The organism is Lewinella sp. IMCC34191 (assembly GCF_003390935.1).
GTDB lineage: Bacteria > Bacteroidota > Bacteroidia > Chitinophagales > Saprospiraceae > Neolewinella.
This window is the reverse complement of record NZ_QNQZ01000007.1, coordinates 184,823-204,746: the sequence shown is the minus strand read 5'-3', so window position 1 is coordinate 204,746 and position 19,924 is coordinate 184,823. Positions and strand designations below refer to the sequence as shown.

General features: G+C 58.6%; 15 protein-coding genes. 10 read left to right on the top strand and 5 right to left on the bottom strand.

Annotated features, from left to right (window positions below):
• The first annotated feature begins 65 nt into the window (after window positions 1–65).
• The gene (locus tag DRW39_RS14670; RefSeq protein WP_157976131.1) at window positions 66–1,415 is read left to right on the top strand and encodes an adenylate/guanylate cyclase domain-containing protein; all 1,350 of its coding nucleotides are present in this window, start codon (window positions 66–68) and stop codon (window positions 1,413–1,415) included.
• Here DRW39_RS14670 and DRW39_RS14665 read toward each other — a convergent pair.
• Both DRW39_RS14665 and DRW39_RS14660 read right to left on the bottom strand, forming a co-directional pair.
• Window positions 1,373–2,581 carry an RsmB/NOP family class I SAM-dependent RNA methyltransferase gene (locus tag DRW39_RS14665; protein ID WP_116107809.1) on the bottom strand — a complete coding sequence of 403 codons (1,209 nt, stop codon included), beginning with the start codon at window positions 2,579–2,581 and terminating at the stop codon, window positions 1,373–1,375. The two genes, DRW39_RS14670 and DRW39_RS14665, sit on opposite strands and share 43 nt — an antisense overlap.
• A 152-nt stretch (window positions 2,582–2,733) precedes the next feature.
• A complete protein-coding gene (locus DRW39_RS14660) occupies window positions 2,734–5,307 on the bottom strand; it encodes a M14 family zinc carboxypeptidase (RefSeq protein WP_232830158.1) in 2,574 nt (857 codons plus the stop codon).
• Between the two features lie 199 nt (window positions 5,308–5,506).
• On the opposite strand from DRW39_RS14660, the gene DRW39_RS14655 reads away from it, so the two are divergent.
• Window positions 5,507–6,643: a serine hydrolase domain-containing protein gene (locus tag DRW39_RS14655; protein ID WP_116107808.1), complete on the top strand. Its 1,137-nt coding sequence runs from the start codon at window positions 5,507–5,509 to the stop codon at window positions 6,641–6,643.
• Window positions 6,644–6,645: 2 nt separating this feature from the next.
• Here DRW39_RS14655 and DRW39_RS14650 read toward each other — a convergent pair whose 3' ends face one another.
• A complete protein-coding gene (locus tag DRW39_RS14650; protein ID WP_116107807.1) occupies window positions 6,646–7,425 on the bottom strand; it encodes a nucleotidyl transferase AbiEii/AbiGii toxin family protein in 780 nt (259 codons plus the stop codon).
• 763 nt (window positions 7,426–8,188) lie between these two features.
• On the opposite strand from DRW39_RS14650, the gene DRW39_RS22285 reads away from it, so the two are divergent.
• The 7 genes from DRW39_RS22285 to DRW39_RS14620 all read left to right on the top strand — a co-directional run bounded on the left by DRW39_RS22285 (window position 8,189) and on the right by DRW39_RS14620 (window position 17,251).
• The gene (locus tag DRW39_RS22285) at window positions 8,189–8,362 is read left to right on the top strand and encodes a hypothetical protein (protein WP_157976130.1); all 174 of its coding nucleotides are present in this window, start codon (window positions 8,189–8,191) and stop codon (window positions 8,360–8,362) included.
• 54 nt (window positions 8,363–8,416) lie between these two features.
• Window positions 8,417–8,839, top strand: a complete 423-nt coding sequence (locus DRW39_RS14645; RefSeq protein ID WP_157976129.1) for a hypothetical protein — start codon at window positions 8,417–8,419, stop codon at window positions 8,837–8,839.
• A gap of 128 nt (window positions 8,840–8,967) precedes the next feature.
• The gene (locus tag DRW39_RS14640; RefSeq protein WP_116107805.1) at window positions 8,968–10,641 is read left to right on the top strand and encodes an AMP-binding protein; all 1,674 of its coding nucleotides are present in this window, start codon (window positions 8,968–8,970) and stop codon (window positions 10,639–10,641) included.
• Window positions 10,642–11,082: 441 nt separating this feature from the next.
• The gene (locus tag DRW39_RS14635) at window positions 11,083–12,174 is read left to right on the top strand and encodes a hypothetical protein (protein WP_116107804.1); all 1,092 of its coding nucleotides are present in this window, start codon (window positions 11,083–11,085) and stop codon (window positions 12,172–12,174) included.
• Window positions 12,175–12,308: 134 nt separating this feature from the next.
• Window positions 12,309–13,397: a hypothetical protein gene (locus tag DRW39_RS14630; protein WP_157976128.1), complete on the top strand. Its 1,089-nt coding sequence runs from the start codon at window positions 12,309–12,311 to the stop codon at window positions 13,395–13,397.
• A 312-nt stretch (window positions 13,398–13,709) separates the two neighbouring features.
• Complete coding sequence (locus DRW39_RS14625) at window positions 13,710–14,819, top strand: DUF4249 family protein (protein WP_116107802.1); 1,110 nt, start codon at window positions 13,710–13,712, stop codon at window positions 14,817–14,819.
• A 23-nt stretch (window positions 14,820–14,842) separates the two neighbouring features.
• Complete coding sequence (locus DRW39_RS14620) at window positions 14,843–17,251, top strand: TonB-dependent receptor (protein ID WP_116107801.1); 2,409 nt, start codon at window positions 14,843–14,845, stop codon at window positions 17,249–17,251.
• A 23-nt stretch (window positions 17,252–17,274) separates the two neighbouring features.
• On the opposite strand, the gene DRW39_RS14615 is transcribed toward DRW39_RS14620, so the two are convergent.
• Window positions 17,275–17,721, bottom strand: a complete 447-nt coding sequence (locus DRW39_RS14615; protein ID WP_116107800.1) for a VOC family protein — start codon at window positions 17,719–17,721, stop codon at window positions 17,275–17,277.
• A gap of 5 nt (window positions 17,722–17,726) precedes the next feature.
• Window positions 17,727–18,962, bottom strand: coding sequence for an acyl-CoA dehydrogenase family protein (locus DRW39_RS14610; RefSeq protein WP_116107799.1), 1,236 nt, complete (start codon window positions 18,960–18,962; stop codon window positions 17,727–17,729).
• Between the two features lie 79 nt (window positions 18,963–19,041).
• On the opposite strand from DRW39_RS14610, the gene DRW39_RS14605 reads away from it, so the two are divergent.
• Entirely contained in the window at window positions 19,042–19,890 is an 849-nt protein-coding gene (locus DRW39_RS14605; RefSeq protein ID WP_157976127.1) for a DUF6624 domain-containing protein, read from the top strand.
• Window positions 19,891–19,924: the final 34 nt, after the last annotated feature.

Genomic DNA, 19,924 nt, shown 5'->3' with positions numbered 1-19,924 from the left:
CGAAGAGCCATTCGCGTTGGGCCCCACAAATGCTTTGTCGGTGGCTCATTCTGCTATTTGCCGTATTGCCCTTAGGTGTCGGTAGCCAGCAACTGTACGACAACCAGATAGCGACCATCCGGGACATGCTTTCCCGCCGGCAATACGAGCAGGCGATAACGCAGAGTGAGGCGCTGATTGAATCCGGGCGCCAGCAACGGTTAGCTGATGTCGAGGGGCACGGCCAGTATTTACTCGGCCGGGCCTTATTGGAAAACCCGAAGGCGCGTGCCGAGGACCGGGTAAGGGGGATACAAGCCCTGCGCGTAGCTACCCAACGCTTCAATGATGCCGGCCAGGTGGCAGTGGTGGACACCATTACGGCCACCTTACGGGCCATCGCGGATTCCGCGGATGAAGCGTTTGCCCTGCCCTATCTATCAACCAAAGCGATGGGGTCCCGGCGGCCAACGGTGGAAGAAATCGACGAAACCGCCCTGACGGCGATCGTGGCCCTGCAAAACAAGGAGATCGAAGCGCTAAATGATAGCCAGCTCCGACAACTGCTTCGTATTCAGCAGCAGGACCTGGCGTTGGATTCCTTCAAATTTCAGTCGCTAAACGACAGCTTACGGTATCTGCGGCAGAATATTTTGCTAGAAGAGCAACGATCGCTGACGCGGGAAGAGGTCCAGCGTCGAAATTTTTTCATCGTGCTCGCCATCGGCATCTTGGTGGCTCTCGGCCTCCTCTACTTACGCTATCGCTCGGGGCAGCAATATCAGGAACGCATCCGGCAGGAACAGCAGCGATCCGACGAGCTGTTGTTGAATATCCTGCCCCAGTCCGTAGCGCGGGAGCTGAAAGAAACCGGGAAGGCGACCGCGCGGCGACACGAGCACACCACGGTCATGTTCAGTGACTTCGTCGGTTTCAGTCGCATCGCCAGTACCCGTGAGCCGGAAGATCTGGTGGCCGACCTGGACCGGACGTTCCGGGCCTTCGACGAGATTATCGAGCGGCACGGACTCGAAAAGATCAAGACCATTGGTGACGCGTACATGTGTGTTGCCGGCGTACCCGAAGTGGATCCGGAGCATGCCATGCATACCGTCCGGGCCGCCCTCGATATTCAGCAGTACCTCGCCGGCCACAGTGAGTTCCACGCCCGGATCGGCATTCATAGCGGACCGGTCGTCGCGGGTATCGTCGGACGGGATAAGTTTGCCTTCGACGTCTGGGGAGACACCGTCAATCAGGCCGCGAGGCTGGAAACCGCGGGCTGTGCCGGCGAAGTCACCATCAGTGAGGAAACCCGCAAGCTGCTGGGTACCGCCTTCGACTGTGAGCGGATCGGTACTTTCGAGGCTAAGAATATCGGCACGATGGATCGCTACCGGGTCTTGGATAACCGGCTCACGAAGAATCCATCGTAACCTTCTCGCTGCGGCAGATAACTATGGCTGTACTCCAGCTCCCAGCCCCGCCCGGCCTCCGAGGATAGAAAATGCTCCACCCGCTGACCGTTCTCCCGGGGCAGGATACTGCAGGTGGCGTACACCATTTTCCCTCCCTCCTTCACCATTCGGGAATAACTGGACAAGATGTTATCCTGCTCCGCCACTACCCGGTCGATCGTCTCGGGCGAAAGCTTCCACTTGGCGTCCGGGTTACGACGCAATACCCCGAGTCCGGAACAGGGCACGTCCAGCAATACGCGGTCGGCTTTTCCGGCTAGCCGCTTGATGACCTTTGTTGAGGTGATGGGACGGGTCTCCAGATTCGCTACGCCATTGCGTCGGGCGCGGCGCTTCAGTTCCTCCAGCTTCCAGCCGTGGATGTCGAGGCTAAGCAGCCGCCCCTTATTTTCCATCAGTGCGGCCAGGTGCAGGCTTTTACCCCCCGCCCCGGCACAGGCATCGATAACCAGCTGACCCGGCTCCACCTCCAGGGCGGGTGCCGCCTGCTGGCTGCTGAAGTCCTGCACTTCAAAGTGCCCCTGCTGGAAGGCCTTCGTACGAAAAAGATTTTTCCGCTCGGTGACCAGCAGAGAATGCTCCGCGATCGGTTCGACCACGATTCCTTCACGCGCCAGCTCTTCAATGACTTGCTTGCTATCCGCCTTCAGTGTGTTGACCCGTAGCACCACCGGCGCCTGATCGTTCAGGGCGGCAATCGTGGCCGGCCATTCGTCCGCTAGTTGCTCCTTCCCCACTTCATCCAGCCAGTCGGGGATACTCTCCCGCAGCACCAGCCGGTCTTCAGCCGCGATCAGCTTCTCCTTCACCCCCTGCTCATCCAGGCCGGCAAATTCCCGCCAATCCGGCAATGTAAAGCCCGCATGAATCAGGTGAATACCTATGAGTCGCCACCATTCAGCCGTACCCTTCGGCTCACTTCCCTCCACGTAGGCGTACAGCCGGTAGTACCGCACGATACCGTACGTATGCTCGGCGATGAACGCCCGGTCCTTACTGCCGCGCCGCTTATCGGCCTTCAGCACCCGCGCAATTTCTCGGTCGGCGTAGGCTTCCTCCTGGAAGATGTTTTGCAGGGCTTCGGCTATGGCCTGGATTTGGGCGGCGTAGAATTTCTTACTCAAGGGGTGAAGGGGTTAGGGGGCAAAAAGGTAAAGGGGTAAAGGTAGCGCGGTAGACACGGCTTCGTAGTCGTCCGGCACATTATATGAAGTTGTCACGCAGTCTGTCATGCCACCTTTACCCCTTCCAACCTTAGCCCCTTTACCCCTTGCCTCTACTCCACCGTAGACCCATTTATCGTATTCCCAAACATGACGGCGTTCATGAACAGCCGGTTCGTACCGTACCAGAAGGCGCGGAAGTTCGGGTTACTGGCAAAGGAGATCGTCCGGCCGCCACGGCTGCCACTGACGAGGACCGCGGCGCTGCCGGCGGCCTTTTCGGCGAAGCCGCGCGGGCTATAGCCGCTGATGAGGGGATCGTCACTGTAGCGCACGGGCGTTGCGTAGACGTTCTCGGCCGGTTCGTAGAGGAGGGTACCACTGCGGAAGACGGGGATTTCCTCCCGGTTCATGCCGAATAGCAGCGGGTGGGTCAGGTCGGCTTCGGTGCGGTAGATCGATCCACCGAGGACTTGACCGCCGCGGTCCCGATCGGCCTTTTCGTAGGGGCGCTGGGTGATGGCACTGTCTGGATTCGTGGTTTTCCGGACGGTGATGTCCGCCAGACCGTGGTCGGCCGCCCAGGTGCCGGCTCGCTCGACGGTGATGAAAACCTTATCACGGCCCATCCATCCCTGAAGGGCTTCGGCGACGGATTTATCCAGGCCGCTGTACCAGCCGTCGGGCATGATGATGGTATTGTAGCGGCTCAGGTCGGCGCGGCCGACTTCGTCGATGGGAAGCTTCGTGATCGGGATCCCGAACCGCTGGTCGAGCAGGTGCCAAGTTTCGCCGACATCAAGACTGCTGGTGCTGCCTTCGATCAGCAGGGCGATCTCTGGCTTGCGCAGGGTTTGGTAGGCGGAGCGGGAGCCAAGCATCAGCCCGCCGGGATCAACGGTGCCGCTGTTCGTAGTCACGATGTCGATGCCGGTTTCATCCTCTACCTCACTGACAATGCGGTGCAGTTCGTCGGCGTCCATGTCCTGGCCGTAGACCGGCACCATGGCCGTTCCCCGGCCCAGTTGATCCGCGCCCTGGCCAAGGGAGAAAGCCTGGTCGCTCACTTTCACCCGGACACCGGCATCCTGCAGTAAGTAGATCGCCTTCACCGAGTAATAGTCGTCGGAAGGGATAAAGTAGGCGTACTGCGCCTGCGTACGGTCGATATCGGGCGAGGTTTCGCCCATGGTGTAGTCCGACCACTCCATTTCTCCCGGTGCGCCGCCGCTCACCTGCCGATACGGGAGGTTGAAGGCCATGGGCAGCGAGAAGGTGGATACATCATAGAAGAGGCTGTCCTCGAATTCCAGGATCGGTTCGAAGGCCGCCTCGCTGAAGGGGGTCTTAGGTACGTAGTAGGCCGAACCTTCGTCGTTAGTACCATACTGTACGGGTAGTCCGTGGCGCGCCAGGATGTCGGCCAGTTCCCGCGAACGGCCGGGGTCGCCGTCGGTGTCGATGACGTACCCGTCTTCGGTCACGCCGTCCAGATTAAACTCCCGTTGGTAGGTCAGCAGGTCGTCGTGCAGGTTTTCCAGTGCTTCGTAGGTGCTCAGCGCGGTGGTCACCTGATTCCGGATGGTAAAAGGAAAGGTGAGGATACCGTTTTCGGATTCCTGCAGGTGGCCCCGCGAGCTGGCCTGCTCGAAGAGGATGCCCACCGTGCCGAAGATATCCGGGTAGGTAGATCCCTTGCCGTAGTAGAAGTCGTCGTAGCCCTCCCCACTGTAGTAGAGCGAGCCGATCTTATCCAGGGCGGCGGCATGGTATTCGCCGATGCGTCCGGTCAGCTCCTGGTTGACGGGGGCGGTCATCGGGTGCACGCGGGTAGGCTCGCCGGGCATGAAGAAGAAGGTGGCATCCGTACCCATCTCGTGGTGGTCGGTGAGCACGTTCGGCTTCCAGCGGTGGAACTGCGCGATCCGCGCCTGACTCTCGGGGTGCTGTACGGGTAGCCAGTCGCGGTTCAGGTCGAACCAGTAGTGGTTGCTCCGCCCGCGGGGGTAGGCCTCGTTGTATTCGCGGTCCTGGCCGTCGGCGGTCATGTTTTTGTTCTTGTGGCTATTTGCCCAGCTGGCGAAGCGGTTGAAGCCATCGGGGTTGTAGCAGGGGTCGAAGACGATAACGTTGTTGCTCAATAGCTCCCCCACCTCACTCATCGGCGCCGCGGCCAGGTAGTAGGCGGCCATTGGCGCGGCGTTTCCTCCGCTGGGCTCGTTCCCGTGGATACTGTAGCCCTGGTAAAGGACGCCGGGTACCTCCTCCAGGTCACCATCGCTCATGCCGCCCTCCGGGCTGCTCCAGTTTACGTGCATCTGGCGCAGTTCTTCCAGCCATCCGTGGTTTTCGGGGGTGGTGAAGATCAGGTTCAGCAAGGGGCGCTGCTCGTAGGTGTGACCGATCACTTCCAGACTTATGCGGTCGCTGCTCGCGGCGAGGGCACGCATGTAGGCCTGCAGCAGGTCGTGGCTGATGTGCCAGTCGCCGATCTGCCAGCCCAGAAACTCCTCGGGCGTGGGGATATCGGGATCGTAGTCCAGATCGGGGAGGTAGTAGGTCAGTGGCCGCCCCTCGTCACTATTGGCCGTTGGCCCGTCGGTCAGCGACTCAGGTAATATTTGCGCCGGAGCGCGGGCAGAAAGCAGGATGGCAAAGAGGAAGAGTAGATTGGTAGCTCGTTTCAATGGTCAGGGGGATTTTTATTCTTTTGTCTGGTAGATCGTTGGTCTCTGGGTGGGTGGTCGCAGCGGTTGGCGGGGGCAGGGTTAGCTTCTCGTTGCGGTAAGCTTGACCTTTTCCCAGGTAGCCTATTACCTGCGCTCCGTCGCCCAATTTATAAGTTTCTTAACCGAAGTTGTGAGCGGGGGGCGGTATTCTTGTCGGATGAGGTGCGTCAATCCGGGTAGCTACACGATATTTTTTTTGCTTTTGCTGGTCGGCCAACCGACTTGGGCACAGAACGTTACGGACACGGCATCGGTAGCTCGGATACTGCGTCGCGAAGGGGAGAAACTACTCCGGAAACCCGAGATTCGTTCCCTTTCGGTGGGGGTTTGGGTAGGCGGTGAGCCGGTAACCCGCCACTTCGGAGAGCTAAGTGCGGGTGAGGGAAATACACCTACCGACCGAACCGTCTACGAGATTGCCTCGGTCACGAAGACGATGGTCGGCTACCTCGCCGCGGCTACCGTCGAGACCGGGAAGCTATCCCTGGACGAGGATGTACGTACGTATTTACCGGCGGCTTATCCCAACCTGGAGATGGATGGCGAGCCGATTCGGATCAAGCACCTGCTGACGCATACCTCCGGTTTGCCCGGCTTCCTGCCCCTGGCCTGGAATGGGGTGTTCGAGACCTTCGCCGCCGACGTGCCGGACCGCTTCCACGAACTGGAGGAAGCATATGGCAAGGAGCAATTCTGGAAAGATCTCGCCACCGTCCAACTCACCGAAGCACCCGGTACGACCTACTCCTACAGCAGCGCGGGAACGGAATTACTGGCCTATATTCTGGAGAGCGTAAATGAAATGCCTCTGAGTGAGCAGCTTAGCTCGCTTCTGACGGAGCCGGCCGTAATGGACCACACCCACCTGCGTCTCGCGGGTACCAACGATGCGGTACGCGGCTACTGGATGGAAAACGACGAACCATCCGCGCTGAGCTATAATTCCCTGTGGGGCGGCGGGGTCGGCGTGACCGCTACCCTACCCGACCTGCTGCGGTACGCCGCGTGGCAACTAGGTAGTGACGATCCGGCGGTGCGCCGCTCGCACGAGGTGATTTATACCGACGGGAAATCGCGCCATATCGCCTACTGCTGGAACGTTTGGCGGGACAAGTACGGGACCTCCTACAACCACCACGGTGGCTCGTCGGGGACCCAAAACTGGCTGTACATTTTCCCGGACCGCGCTCTGGCGATCTCCCTCATCAGCAATCACAGCGGGCCCAAGACGGCGGGTCAGTTGAATCAGACCGTGCACCGGATCGTCAGGCAATTAGTGGACACCCGCCGCTAGGGCTAGGACAGGTCCACCGTCCGCCAGTAGGCCGGGAAATTACGGATGGCATCCACGTCCCGTTGGTGACACAGAAAGGGGCGGACGTCCTCCGCCAGCAGATCGAAGTCGAAGTCGGCGATGGTGCGCTGCAGAAACTTGCGGAGCTGGCTTTCGTTGCTGACCCGGAAGCGCTCGTCGAGGTAGCCGTAATCGGGGGCAGTACGTTCGAGGCACCAGGCGAGGTCGTAGAAATCCCTTCCCTTGGGTCGTTCACGCCCGACGATGGCGGCTATCTTCTGGCTGGCGAGCAGGGAGAGGGGAACGGCCGGCACCTCCGTTCCGATGCCGACCAGATTGATCGGAATAAGTTCGCGGTTATAGTGGAATTGCTGCTTCTCGGTGTCCATTTTGATGAACAGCTTGGCCTCGCGGTGACCGCTCAATTCGTAGCCGTAGAGCAGGCCCGGGAATTTGATGCTGCAGTGATAGGATCCCTCATAGGCGAACTTCAGTTCGATGCGAAAGCCGCGCAGTTCCATTTGTCTTTTGATGATGCGGGCCGTTTCTTCGAATTCCGCTACGGTGAGATCCTGGTTATCGAAGTCCAGCCCCTCGCTGAAGCGCTCGGTGCCGTAACAGATCCTGAGACAGGTGCCCCCGAGGAAGGTATAGCGGTGGGCGAATTTGCTGGTGAAGAGGATGGTGAGGATCTCGTACTGGAGGTACTCGCGGATGAGGAAATGCTTGCGTATGTGCAGCTCTTCGGGGTAGGCCTTGAGAAAGTGGTTGAGGTCAATCATCCGCGTAAACTTCTAATAGGACGCGATCCGCTGGCGAACTACCTGTCGGTTCGTAATGTAGGCGAAAAGCGGCAACCGGTCCCGGTTCAGTTCCGCCACGATGCCCCAGCGGTCGAAGCTCACTATACCGGCCCAAGCATGGTATCATAACCGTGGCTTTAAGCAGGCTTGATCGAGCAGGGCTATTCGGAGTAGGCAGTGTGGTAAAAATTGCCGCGCCCGGGCAAACTTTCAGAAGCGAAAGTCAAGCGTGATCGTGCGATACCTCAGCCGTGCCCCGGGATGAAGGTATACGGGTCAACGTTGCCGGAGCGCTTCGGGATGCCGGCGGGCGTAGGAAGATCTCGTCGCCTATGGGCGGCGGTACGGCCATTTCGTATCTCTTCAGCTAGGTATGAAAAGGAAATGGCTGGATGTCGACTGCCGCCTTAGCTTGAAGCTAGGCTCAGTAGCAACTATTTTTCACTGGTACGGAAAATTTAACCTCACTCTCAAATCATGAGAGTGCGTGCTTTCATATTTGCAGGAGTAAAAAGGCATAGCGCTAAGCACTTATTATCTCATTTTTTTAAAAATTCACCCTTTATGATCAATTCTAAGCCATTACTTCCTGAACAGCTAGCTTCCGTGAATGGAGGTGCCGACGGGGACGCTGCCTATGCAATCGGGGTAGTCGCGGGGGTGGCCGCGGCTGTCGTTTTGCTTCCGGTCGTCCCACTCATTGCTTTTTATGACATTTTCACCAATAAATTGTAATCGTATTATGAAGACATTAGATAATCAAACCTTGGTCACTGCTTCCGGGGGCCTGGCTCCCGTAGTCTTCGCTGTTGCCGGCGGTCTCGGATTCGGCGGCGTCGTTTACCTCATTGATCACCGCGAAGAAATCGTGGAAGGATTTAAGGACGGTTTCTGCTCCCTTTGGGGGTGTGAATAATGGATTTATACGCCCGGGCCGCTAAGCGACCCGGGCGGTTTTAATACTGGCAGTATGATTACTTCTTATGCGTTTCATCGCGTTCGTATTCCCCGCTCGTTGATGGTTACCTCATGTTTGATACTACTAGTGCTTGGTGGCACGGGTATATATATTCAAGAAGTACGCAAGACACAATTTTGGTGGTGGTATGGAATTGCCCCTAGCTTTCTGTCGGCGGTGGGTTTTCCATTTGCATTTACCCTTTTAAAGCTCTTACCAGGAGGTAAGCGAAAGCAGCGGGTCATTCTCTTATCTGTGAGTATACTGGTCTGGCATGCACTTTACGAAGGTGTTCTTTGGCTGGAAGGTCGCCCCTATGATTGGTGGGATAATGCGGCGGCGGTAGCGGGCTCCTTAATCGGTGCCTTCTTGCTGGAGTTGGTGTATTACCGGGTTTTACCAATTACCGATAAGCAGGTAATATCCGGGGAATAAGGGATACCGTCTAGCCACCCGAATGGGGTCTGCCAGGCAGTTTCTGCGGCCAAAGCGGCTAGTTTCGCGCACCTGCGCCCTGCCGCCCCGTTGCTACCTTACACCCGCCAAAACACGTTCACCTGATCATGTACGATAAGACCACCCTTGAAGCCTTTTACGAAAAGGAGGCCAGCCAACCCGAAAAGCCCTTCCTCCACCAGCCCTTCGGCGAGCGGTGGGAAACCTACACCTGGGGCGAGGCGGGCCGGATGGCCAGACGGGTAGCTACCTATTTACACCAACAGGGCCTGAAACCGGGTAGCCACATAGGGCTGGTGAGTAAGAATTGCCGGGAGTGGATCATCGCCGACCTGGCCATCATGATGGCGGGCCACGTGAGCGTTCCCTTCTTCGCCACCCTCACGGGCGAGCAGATCGGCGAGGTGATCGAGCTGGGGGATATCGACCTGCTCATGGTGGGCAAAACGGAAGTGTGGGAGAGCATGGCTACCGGCATACCGGACGACCTGCCTATCATCGCCTTTCCCTACTACGACGGCAACGCGCGGGTGAGCCGGGGAAAAGCCTGGGAGGAAATCCTCAACGAATGCCAGCCGATGGAGGGCAATCCCCTTCCCCCCCGCGATAGTCTCTGGACGCTGATCTTCACTTCGGGGACCACCGGCACCCCCAAGGGCGTCATGCTAAGTGTAGAGAACCAAATCGCCCTTATGCGGGAGCTCCACGATGAAAATCCACTCAAGATGGATTACTCCGGCAACAACCGCTACTTCAGCTTTCTCCCGCTCAACCACGTGGCCGAGCGCGGTACCATCGAAACGATGTGCCTGACCCATGGGGGCGAGATCTTCTTTACCGAAAGCATCGAGCGCTTCGCGGCTAACCTACAGGATGCCCATCCTACCTTCTTCTTTGCCGTGCCCCGAATCTGGGTGAAGTTGCAACAGGGCGTTTTGAAAAAACTGCCGCATAACAAACTGGACACCCTGCTCAAAATTCCCCTGGTGTCCTGGTTTATCAAACGCAAGGTGCAGAAGGGCCTGGGCCTGGACCAGTCGCGTCGCAACGTATCCGGGGCCGCCCCCATCGCCGAAGCGACGAAGAAGTGGTTTGCCCGTATTGGCATCCCCATCTCGGAAGCCTACGGCATGACGGAGAACGGCGCCGTGAGCCACATGATCTACGCCGATCAGCACCGTCCCGGTTCGGTCGGTCGTACGCTGCCGGGTACCGAATGCCGCATCGATCCCGAAACCCAGGAAGTACTGACCCGGTCGCCTAATACAATGGTCGGCTACTATAAGTCCCCCGATAAGACCGCCGAAACCCTGGACGCCGACGGTTGGCTGCATACCGGCGACCAGGGCCGCATCGACGAGGACGGCTTCCTCTACCTGACCGGCCGCGTCAAGGATACCTTCAAAACGGCGAAGGCGAAATTCATCGTCCCGAGCGAGATCGAAGACAAGTTCGCCGGCAACCCCGACGTCGACCAGATGTGCATCCTGGGTCTGGGGATGCCGCAACCCCTGCTCGTCGTCTCCCTATCGGAGATCGGCCAGGACCGCGACCGCGACGCCGTGCGCACCGACCTGGAGCAGCAGCTCGCCATAGTGAACGAAAAGCTGCCGAGTTATAAAAAGGTGGCTTCGGTAGTCGTGGCCAAGGAGCCCTTCAGCGTGGAGAACGATCGCCTTACCCCCACCCTGAAGGTGAAGCGGCCGCAGGTACACAATTTCTATCGCGAGCGGATGGAGGGGTGGATCATGGGCACGGAGCGAGTGATTTTCGAGGGGTAGTTGGCGGTCGTGCGGGTACCGGTCGGACGATTACCGGTCGCGCCGCTACCGGTTGGACGGCTAACCGTCCGACCGCTTTACGTGCCGGCGACCTTCTAAAAGTTAACCCTGAGTTGACATAACCCATCGCGTCCCGCTCTTCCGGCTCCGTCTTGCTTGCTTCCCGGCTCCCGAAGTCACCACGGATGAAAATCTGATGTCCCCGACCTGCAAACCGAAGTGCCCCGGAAGGAAAACGGGCCGTCCGTTAGTTGAGCTAAATGCAGCTCCTACCGGCCGTTAACGACCAGCATAACGCCAGGGAAATCGAGTCCGCTAACGTGGCGTTGAACCCGAAATATCGTTGCTGCCGCGGGGCGAAAACTTTAACTAAGCAGGCCTCATTTTACATACCTCCAGAATCTAAAATGGGAATAGTTTCGTAGTCTCAAATCAACCTCATTGAGACACCTCCATCTCCATTTTCTCGTCCTCTCCGTGCTTACATCATTGGTCGCCGAGGCTCAGTTGCAACGGGGAGATCATCTGCTTGGGTTCGGACAACACATCGCATTTCAAAACGTAGCGTACGACACACCGCTGGACGATGGGCTATTGTCTTTCGGAAGTGCAAGTGGAACGGGCGCCTCCATTCAGGTGTATTCGCTACCCAATTACAGCTGGATGCTTACAAATAGGTTCCAGTTGGCGGCCGGTCTCACGACGGCGGGACATCAGGGACTTGGCAGCGCTGACCTCTTCGGCTTGAACGTCGGCTTACGTGGGTACCTAACCAACGATCCCCGTGGTGCCGTCTATGCCGGCGTGGACTACCTGCGGCTAAGCGGTGAAACGGTGGGTGAACATGCCCTATCGGGTATTTATCCGAACGGGGGATTTACCGTGAATCTTGGCGAGACGGTGCAGATGTCTAACGAAGTTGGCGTATTGCTGGCCAACCACGACGTTTCCAGCCAATTGCTGTTTTCGATACAACTCAGCTTTTTACTGTGCCCTGCCGCGGCGGACACGGACCGCAAGGCACCCGACGTCGCCTCGGGCACCTTTATGCTGGGCACCGGCGGACTCAGCTATACCAGGGTAGCAACTACCGGCCAAAGTCAGCTTTTAGTGAGCCCTGAAGTGCACTATTTTGCCACAAGCACCACCGCTGTTGGGATTCGCGGAAAATATCAACGCGTCCTGGATAATAATCGCGGCATGGAAGGCCCCGCCCGCGCGGTCGGTGTCGGTATGTCCTTGCGCCAATTCCTGTATCCCCTCCAGCGTACATTCGTTCCCTTTGCGCAGGTCGGGTTCATTCACAATCGGTTGGAAGCGGATATACATAGTCTGGGCGACTACTTCTACCATTCGACGGAGGGAAGGTTTGTATCGCTGGACGCGGCAGTCGGCGGGCTGATTTTTCTAAAACCGGCACTGGCCCTGGAATTAGGAGTAGGATACACGGACATTCGTGCGGAAAGCCACCCCGCAGTCGGCAAGGAGCGAGCGTTGGCCCTTACGCTTGGCGGACGGTTTTTAATTAATTGACCTCCCGAAAATTAACCCTGAGTTGACATTGCTAGAGGCCGATCCGTCTCGTCAAGGTAGCGGCAAGGCTTCCCGATATACTTTTAAGGTTGATTTGGAGTTTAATTCTGGTCTTTTACACTCACCTATTACTCATGCGTTGTATATATTTCGTCGCGGCGGCTATGCTGTCGCTCTCGCTATCCGCACAACTTAAAAGAGGGGATCGCCTGGTTGGCTTCGGCCAACACGTCGCTTTCCAAAACGTGGCCTATGATATCGCGCTCGACGATGGCCTGCTAGCATTCGGGAGCGCAAGCGGTACCAATAATTCCACGGTTGTATTTTCCCTGCCCAACCACAGCTTCATGTTGACCGACTGGCTTCAGCTCGGTTTAAGTATGCGGACCGAAGGCCACCTCAGCTTAAAGAATAAAGATTACTTAGGGCTTGGGATAGGGTTGCGCGGCTACCTTCTAAATTCACCTCGTGGTGGGCTATACTTAGGCGGTGACTATCTAAACTTCTCGGGCTACTTGGTCGGAGAAAAGAACGTTTCGGCATTCTACCCGAACGGTGGGGTCACCATTCCCATCGGGGACGCCGTACAGCTGTCCAATGAGCTTGGATTCCTGGTCGCCAACCGGGATTTCCCGTCGCAAATGGTCTTTTCCGTTCAGCTAGCATTTCGGCTATCGCCGACCAAGAACGAAGCGCTGGCAAATGTTCCGGATGTAAAAATCAATGACTGGATGTTCGGTACGGGCAGCCTGTCCTTCAGTCGGGTTTCTTCAAGTGGCGTTCATCAACTCGTGATCAGCCCGGAGGCGCATTACTTCGCGACGCCAACTACCGCATTCGGCTTGCGGGGTAAATATCAGCGTGTTCCGGCGAATAACAGGGGGTTCTCGGGCGAGGCCACCGCCTGGGGAGCCGGCTTTACGCTCCGACAGTTTTTTCATCCCCTACGGCGACAATTCGTTCCCTTCGCCCAGTTGGGCATGCTGCATAACTGGCTGAAGGAGGAGAATCGGTATTACGGCTACTACGGTTCCGGGCAAATTGAGGCCAGGTATTTCTCCTTCGATGCCGCCATCGGGGCCCTCATCTTCCTACGTCCATCTATCGCTCTGGAGATGGGCGTTGGCTACGGCACCCTGCGCGGTGAAGGCCAGCGTGGCGTAAACAACGAACGCTCCATCTCGCTGACCTTCGGTGGACGCTTTTTTATCTCCAAAGAGTAACTATCCGCCAGTGGTCGGAACGTTAGCCATGAGAACGACCGCCTGACCCCGATGCCAAAGGTGACCCGGCCGCAGGTCCACCATCGCTACTGCAAACGAATGAGACGGTGGATCACGGGCGGGGATCGCGTGATGTTTGGGTAGCCTGGGTAGTCGGACCACCGGGAGTGAGACCAGACTGAATGATAAATATGTTCGGACGAATGACCGCCGAAAGGGCCGGCTACTTGGTGCGGTTAGCTAAAGACAGGCGCGGCCGTTGCCATCATCCATAATAATTGCCGTACTTTTCTTGGGACCCCGAGTGATCCGATGAACACTGCCGCATTACCTGCCCTGCTCCTTCTATGCCTGTTTCTGACAGGGGCCTGTACCGATCCGATACATCCAAACTTCGTCTTCGAGGAGGGCTTTCTGGTGGTAGACGGACGGATTACGGACCAGCCGGGAAAGAGTTTCGTGTCGATCCGGCGCAACGTACTCCTCTATGAGAACTATCGCCTGGTCGCCGTGGAAGGAGCCCGGGTGACGAGCCGGGACGACCTGGGGGAAACGGTAGAATGGGTATCCGACGATACGGTCGGGTACTTTCGGCCACCCGACGATTTTACGGCGATGCCGGGGCGCCAGTACGCGATCACCATAGCAACGACCGAAGGTGAACTGATCGAAAGTCCGCTGCAGGCCCTGCCACCACCGGTCTCCATTCGGGATGTAGACTATCGGTTCGACCAGGAGGCCTACTTCAGTGAATTACGGGACCGCTTCGTTCCGGCTCTGACCTTCTATACCACCGTAGCCGATCCACCCGATGTACCGAACTATTTCCTATACCGGTTGCGCAAATGGGAGCGGCAGTCCATCTGTGCTACCTGCACGCAGGGGCGTTATCGCGGCGGTGTCTGCGTGGAGGATCCCAACCTACGCAACGTTGCTTACTACGACTATCTGTGCTCCACCACCTGTTGGGAGGAGAGCCGGGTGCCGGGGCGGCGTGTATTCCGTGACGAATTCAGCGACGGTACGCTGACGGAGGGGATCGAAGCGGGGCGCATCGACCTCGACCGTTCCGGCGGCTTGCTGGTGGAAATAGAACAGGCTTCCATCAACAGTTCGACCTACGATTTTTCACGGAATCTGCTTGATCTGACCGAAGGCGGAGGCGGCCTCAACGCCCCACTGCCGGCCCCCCTCATCGGCAATCTCGTCGACAAGAGCGCTTGGTCTACCACCGTCCTGGGTAACCTCAGCTTGGAAAGCCTGACGGTGGCCCGAATATTCGTAGACCGGTCCGAACTGGGCGGAACGCCACTACCCCCGGAAAGACGCGTCAATCTGGAGCCTGCGGGGCCGGACCGCCCGACCGCGCCCTGCGAAGGAGCCAACCGCTCCCCCATCGCGCCCGACGGGTGGCTGGAATAACGCGCGATCATCCTTTCCAGCCTATGCAGCACGTATTCCTCGCTTTCTTCGTCCTTTACAATTCCCTTTCTCTTGCCCAGAATTATCCGCTTTCCGTATCCATCCTGACCGAATCCGGAAGCACCATGCCCTACGTGAATGTGCAGATAGAAGGGACGGAAAAGGGGGGCACTACGGATGAGGCAGGGAAGGTCAATTTTACCTTATCGGAGGGGCGCTATGCGGTACTGGCGACCTACGTCGGTTACGCCCCGGCCCGAATATCCGTAAGGGTGCCGGAAGAGGGGACCGTGACCATCCGCCTGGCTCCGGCCGGACAGGAACTCAATATGGTAACGGTACGGGCCGATAATTTGCGGGAGCGCCTGGAACGGCCCATACTGGGGGTGGAAAGACTGACCGTTACCGAGATCGAGGAGCTGCCCGCGGCCTTCGGGGAGGTGGACGTTTTACGCAGCCTGCAGCTTTCCAGTGGCGTCAATTCGGCCGGCGAAGCAAGCAACGGCCTGAGCGTGCGGGGCGGGACCGTAGACCAGAACCTCATCCTGTTAGACGGGGCACCGGTTTTCGCCCCGACGCACCTCTTCGGACTTTTTTCGGTGTTCACCCCCGACGCGGTGGGCGGGGTAGATCTGTACCGCGCGAATTTACCGGCCCGCTTCGGTGGGCGGGTCGCCTCGGTGGTCGACGTGCGCTCCAAAACCCCGACGGCCGACCGGCTGCAGTTGCGCGGAGGTATCGGTATCGTGTCGAGTCACTTGGGGCTGGAAACGCCCCTAACCGCTGACAAACGACTGAAGCTGCTGGCCGCCGGCCGCCTCGGGCTCAATGATTTCGCCTTCAAGTTCGTGGATCGCCTCAAGAAAACACGCAGCCGTTTCGGGGACGGCACGCTGCGTTTGCGGTACACGGCGAACCAGCAAAATATCTTCAGCTTCTCGGGCTTTTACAGCCGTGATTTTTACCAGGTCGACCTGATCAACCGGTTGGCGGGTGTGGTATCCGAGGTCAATCAGCAGCAGTACGCTACCTTGAACTCGACCCTCGACTGGCTCCATACGCCGAACGACCGTACCGGTTTACGGCTAAGGCTTACCCACAGTGACTACCGGCCGGAGGTTTACTTTCCGCAGCCGGATTCGGACCGCCGGGTCGAGTACGATTCCCGGATCCGCCAAGCCGGCGGGGAAATAGCAATAAATTATCGATCGGGTGACCGGCACCGGTTATCCGGCGGAGCACAGCTGACGGGCTACCGCATCGATCCCGGCAATCTGCGGCCGGCGGGGCTGGCGGGGCTCAATCCCGTGGCCCTGCCCCGCGAGCAGGCGGTGGAGGTAAGCGGCTTCATCGAATACGAATGGACGGTGAACGATCGGCTAAGCCTCTCCACCGGACTGCGGTACACCCACTACTGGCAGCTCGGCCCCGGGGAACAGCGGCGGTATACGGCAGGCGAGGTGGTAACCAGCGAAAGCCTAACCGATACGAAAACCTTCGGTTCCGGCCATACCATGGCGGAGTACGGCGGCCTGGAGCCACGCATCTCCTTGAACTACGCGCTGCACCCCCGCCTCAGCTGGAAGGCGGCCTATGCCCGCAACCGACAGTATCTGCAGAATATTTACAACGCCACGACGCCCCTGCCCTCCAGTCGGTGGAAAGTAAGCGACAACGTCATCCGTCCCCAACGGGCCGACCTCTGGAGCAGCGGCTTTTTTTGGTTGCCGGCCTCGGAGCGTTACGGCTACAGCCTGCAGGCCTACTACCGCAAAACCACCGATGTGTTGGAATACCGGCCGGGAGCCGATTTTTTTCTGGCTCAGGAGGTGGAGACGGATCTGCTTCAGGGTACGGGTACGGCATACGGACTGGAAGCGGGTATCAGTCGTAAACAGGGTCGCGTCACGGGGGAGATCAATTATGCCTACGCCCGCACCTTCACCCGCGTACCCGGCCCTACCCTGGCCACGAGCGTGAACCGCGGCGAACGGTACCCCGGCTACTTCGACCAACCGCACACGGCCAACTTTCACGTGGTGTACGACAACGGTAAGTCGCACCGTTTCGGATTCAATCTGGTGGTGCAGAGTAATCGTCCGTATTCCGCGCCCAATGGTACACTGATCGTGGGAGACCAAAGGGTGCCGGTTTTTCTGGAACGGAACAACGCCCGCCTACCCGTCTACCATCGGTTGGATTTCAACTGGACGATCCACAACGCCAGCCTAAAGAAGCGGCGGTGGGTAGGCGATTGGACTTTCACGGTCTATAATCTGTACGGACGGAATAATGCCCACAACATCTACTACCTGCCCCGCCAAACGCGCAGATTGAATAATGTATTCGGATCCAGTCCGCTGGAAAGCTATCGGCTGACCATTTTCGGAGCACCGATCCTCAGTCTGAGTTACCAGTTCAAGTTTGAATGAGCACCCTTTCGCCAGCCACCGGCCTACACCGATCCGTCCCCGTAGCGGTAGGGTTCGCCCCCGTACAGTTGGTCGGTAAAAATAGCCTCGTCGATGCCCGCCCGATCTTCCGGCTCCGAGGTGATTTCCACCAGGTTGCCCGCGGGGTCACGGATGTACAGCTGCAGCGAGCCCCCCGGTAATTCCCGGATGCGGCCCCACGGACGAACGTCCAGGATGCCCAGCTCCTTCATCCGGTGAAAGACGGCGCTGAAGTTATCTACGCGCAAGCAGAAGTGCCCCCGAAAGGACGGCGGCCCGTCCGGCAATTCAGCCAGGTGCAGTTCCTGGTTTTCATTTACGACTAAGAAAGCACCCGGGTAATCCAGGCCCTCGACACGACGCTCGGTAAATCCGAATTCGTCCACGTAGAAGTCGCGGCAGGCAGCCAGATCATCGACGATCAAGGTGACGTGTTGTATCCGGGTCATAAGGTCTAAGCTTCGGGATTGGTGGGTGGTGAGGTGACTTGATATTGCGCGATCGTATTGCGGCCAAGCTGAAACATATGTACCTCGTCCGGTCCGTCGGCCAGGCGAATGCTGCGGGCGTAGGCGTAGAAATCAGCCAAAGGGATATCGTTGCTGACGCCCAGGCCGCCGTGCAACTGGATCGCGCGGTCGATGACGGTGCACGCCATCCGCGGGCAAACGATCTTGATCATTGCCACCAGGTCCTTAGCTCCCTTGATTCCCAGCCGGTCGATGTGGTCGGCGGCCGAAAGCGTCAACAGGCGGGCCTGCTCGATCTCGCAGCGGCTGCGGGCGATCTCCTGGCGCACACTGCTGAATTTGGCCAGCGGTCGCCCGAAGGCTTCCCGCTCCCCTACCCTGGCACAGCTCATCTCCAGGGCCCGCTGCGCCACCCCGATCAGCCGCATGCAGTGGTGTACCCGGCCCGGACCGAGGCGTCCCTGGGCGATTTCAAAACCCTTACCCTCACCCAGTAGGAGATTGCTCACCGGCACGCGCACGTCCGTCAGGCTGATCTCGGCGTGACCGTGCGGACTGTCGTAGGTTCCGAAGGCCGTCAGCGGGCGCTCCACCTTCACCCCTTCCGCATCCGCCGGCACGAGAATCATGCTCTGCTGCCGGTGACGGGGCGCCTCGGGGTCGGTTTTGCCCATCACGATGTAGAAGGCACAATCGGGATGCATGGCCCCGGTGCTCCACCACTTTCGACCGTTGATGACGTACTCGTCGCCCTGACGCTCGATGCGGGTTTGGATATTCGTTGCATCCGAAGAAGCCACGGCGGGCTCGGTCATGAGAAAGGCGGAGCGGATCCGCCCGTCCAGCAGGGGAAGCAGCCACCGTTGTTGCTGTTCTGGGGTGCCGTACTTGGCCAGCACTTCCATATTACCCGTATCGGGAGCGCTGCAGTTGAATACCTCGCTCGCCCAGAGCACCCGTCCCATCATCTCGGCCAGGGGGGCGTACTCCAGATTGGTGAGGCCGGGACTGAAGTCCCCGTACTCTTCCGGCAAAAAGAGATTCCAAAGACCGGCCGCACGGGCCCGCTCCTTTAGCTCCGCCATTCGGGGAAACACCTGCCAGGGGTGTTGCTCCGTCCATTCCCGGTAGGCTGCCTCCACCGGGTAGACGTGCTCGGCCAGGAAGGCTTCGAGGTGACGAATGTTATCGAGCGTTTTATCACTGTGGGCAAAATGCATGAGCGGCTGGGCTTGTCCGGCCCGTAAGGTAGGATGAGCCGCCCCGGCCGACAACCGGACCAGCGGTATATTACTTCTCGTGCAACGCTTACGTCTTACCGTGCTGCTCCTTTTCGCGCTCGGATGCACCGATCCGGCGCCTTACCGTCCGAGCGACCTGAAGCCGGTATCGCGGCAGGAGTTGATCCGGCGCGCATTGCGCTTTGCGTACCCGAACGGCCAGCAAATGACCTACCGAAACGAAGCCGGGGAAATCATCCCGTACGACTCGCTCCTTACCATTCCCAACCCGACGCTTTACGCCCTCGACTATTATGAAAACGATGCGGGAGAGATCGTAGAAGCGGTGATCCGGGAGTCGACGGAAGCTGACCGGGATTTCCAGAAACGCTACCAGCAGGTAGCCAATACCGGCCCGGAGCTTCGCAAGGTCGAGGTGAACTGCTCGGACAAAGCGGCCTTTCTCCAGGGCGTATTCGAGCGTGACCAATCCTCCCGCCACGCCGGCCTATTAGACCGAAAAACCGATCACGAAAACCTGGAATTAATCACCAGCTTTTTGGATAAGTGTGGCGTGCCGGACCACGACGAAATCGACGATGTACAGCGTGCCGCCATATGGACGGTACTGCAGCACGGCCCGCGTGACGTACGACTGGCCTACCTCCCCCAACTCGAAGCCGCGGCCGGACGCGGCGACATCGGTCCGGGGGCCATAGCCATGATGCGCGATCGATTATTGGTCGAAGAGGGAAAGCCTCAGCTGTACGGTACGCAAGTGCATACCGACCCCGGAAGCGGCCAGAATAGCCTGCACCCCCTTTCGGACCCGGCCACCGTGGATCGGCGTCGCGCGGAAGTCGGCCTGGGACCGCTACGGGAATATCTGCAGCGGTTCGCTATCGACTTTGCTGTGCCGCAGCGGTAAAAGATTCCGTTTCCTTACGCAGCTTTCTACCTGC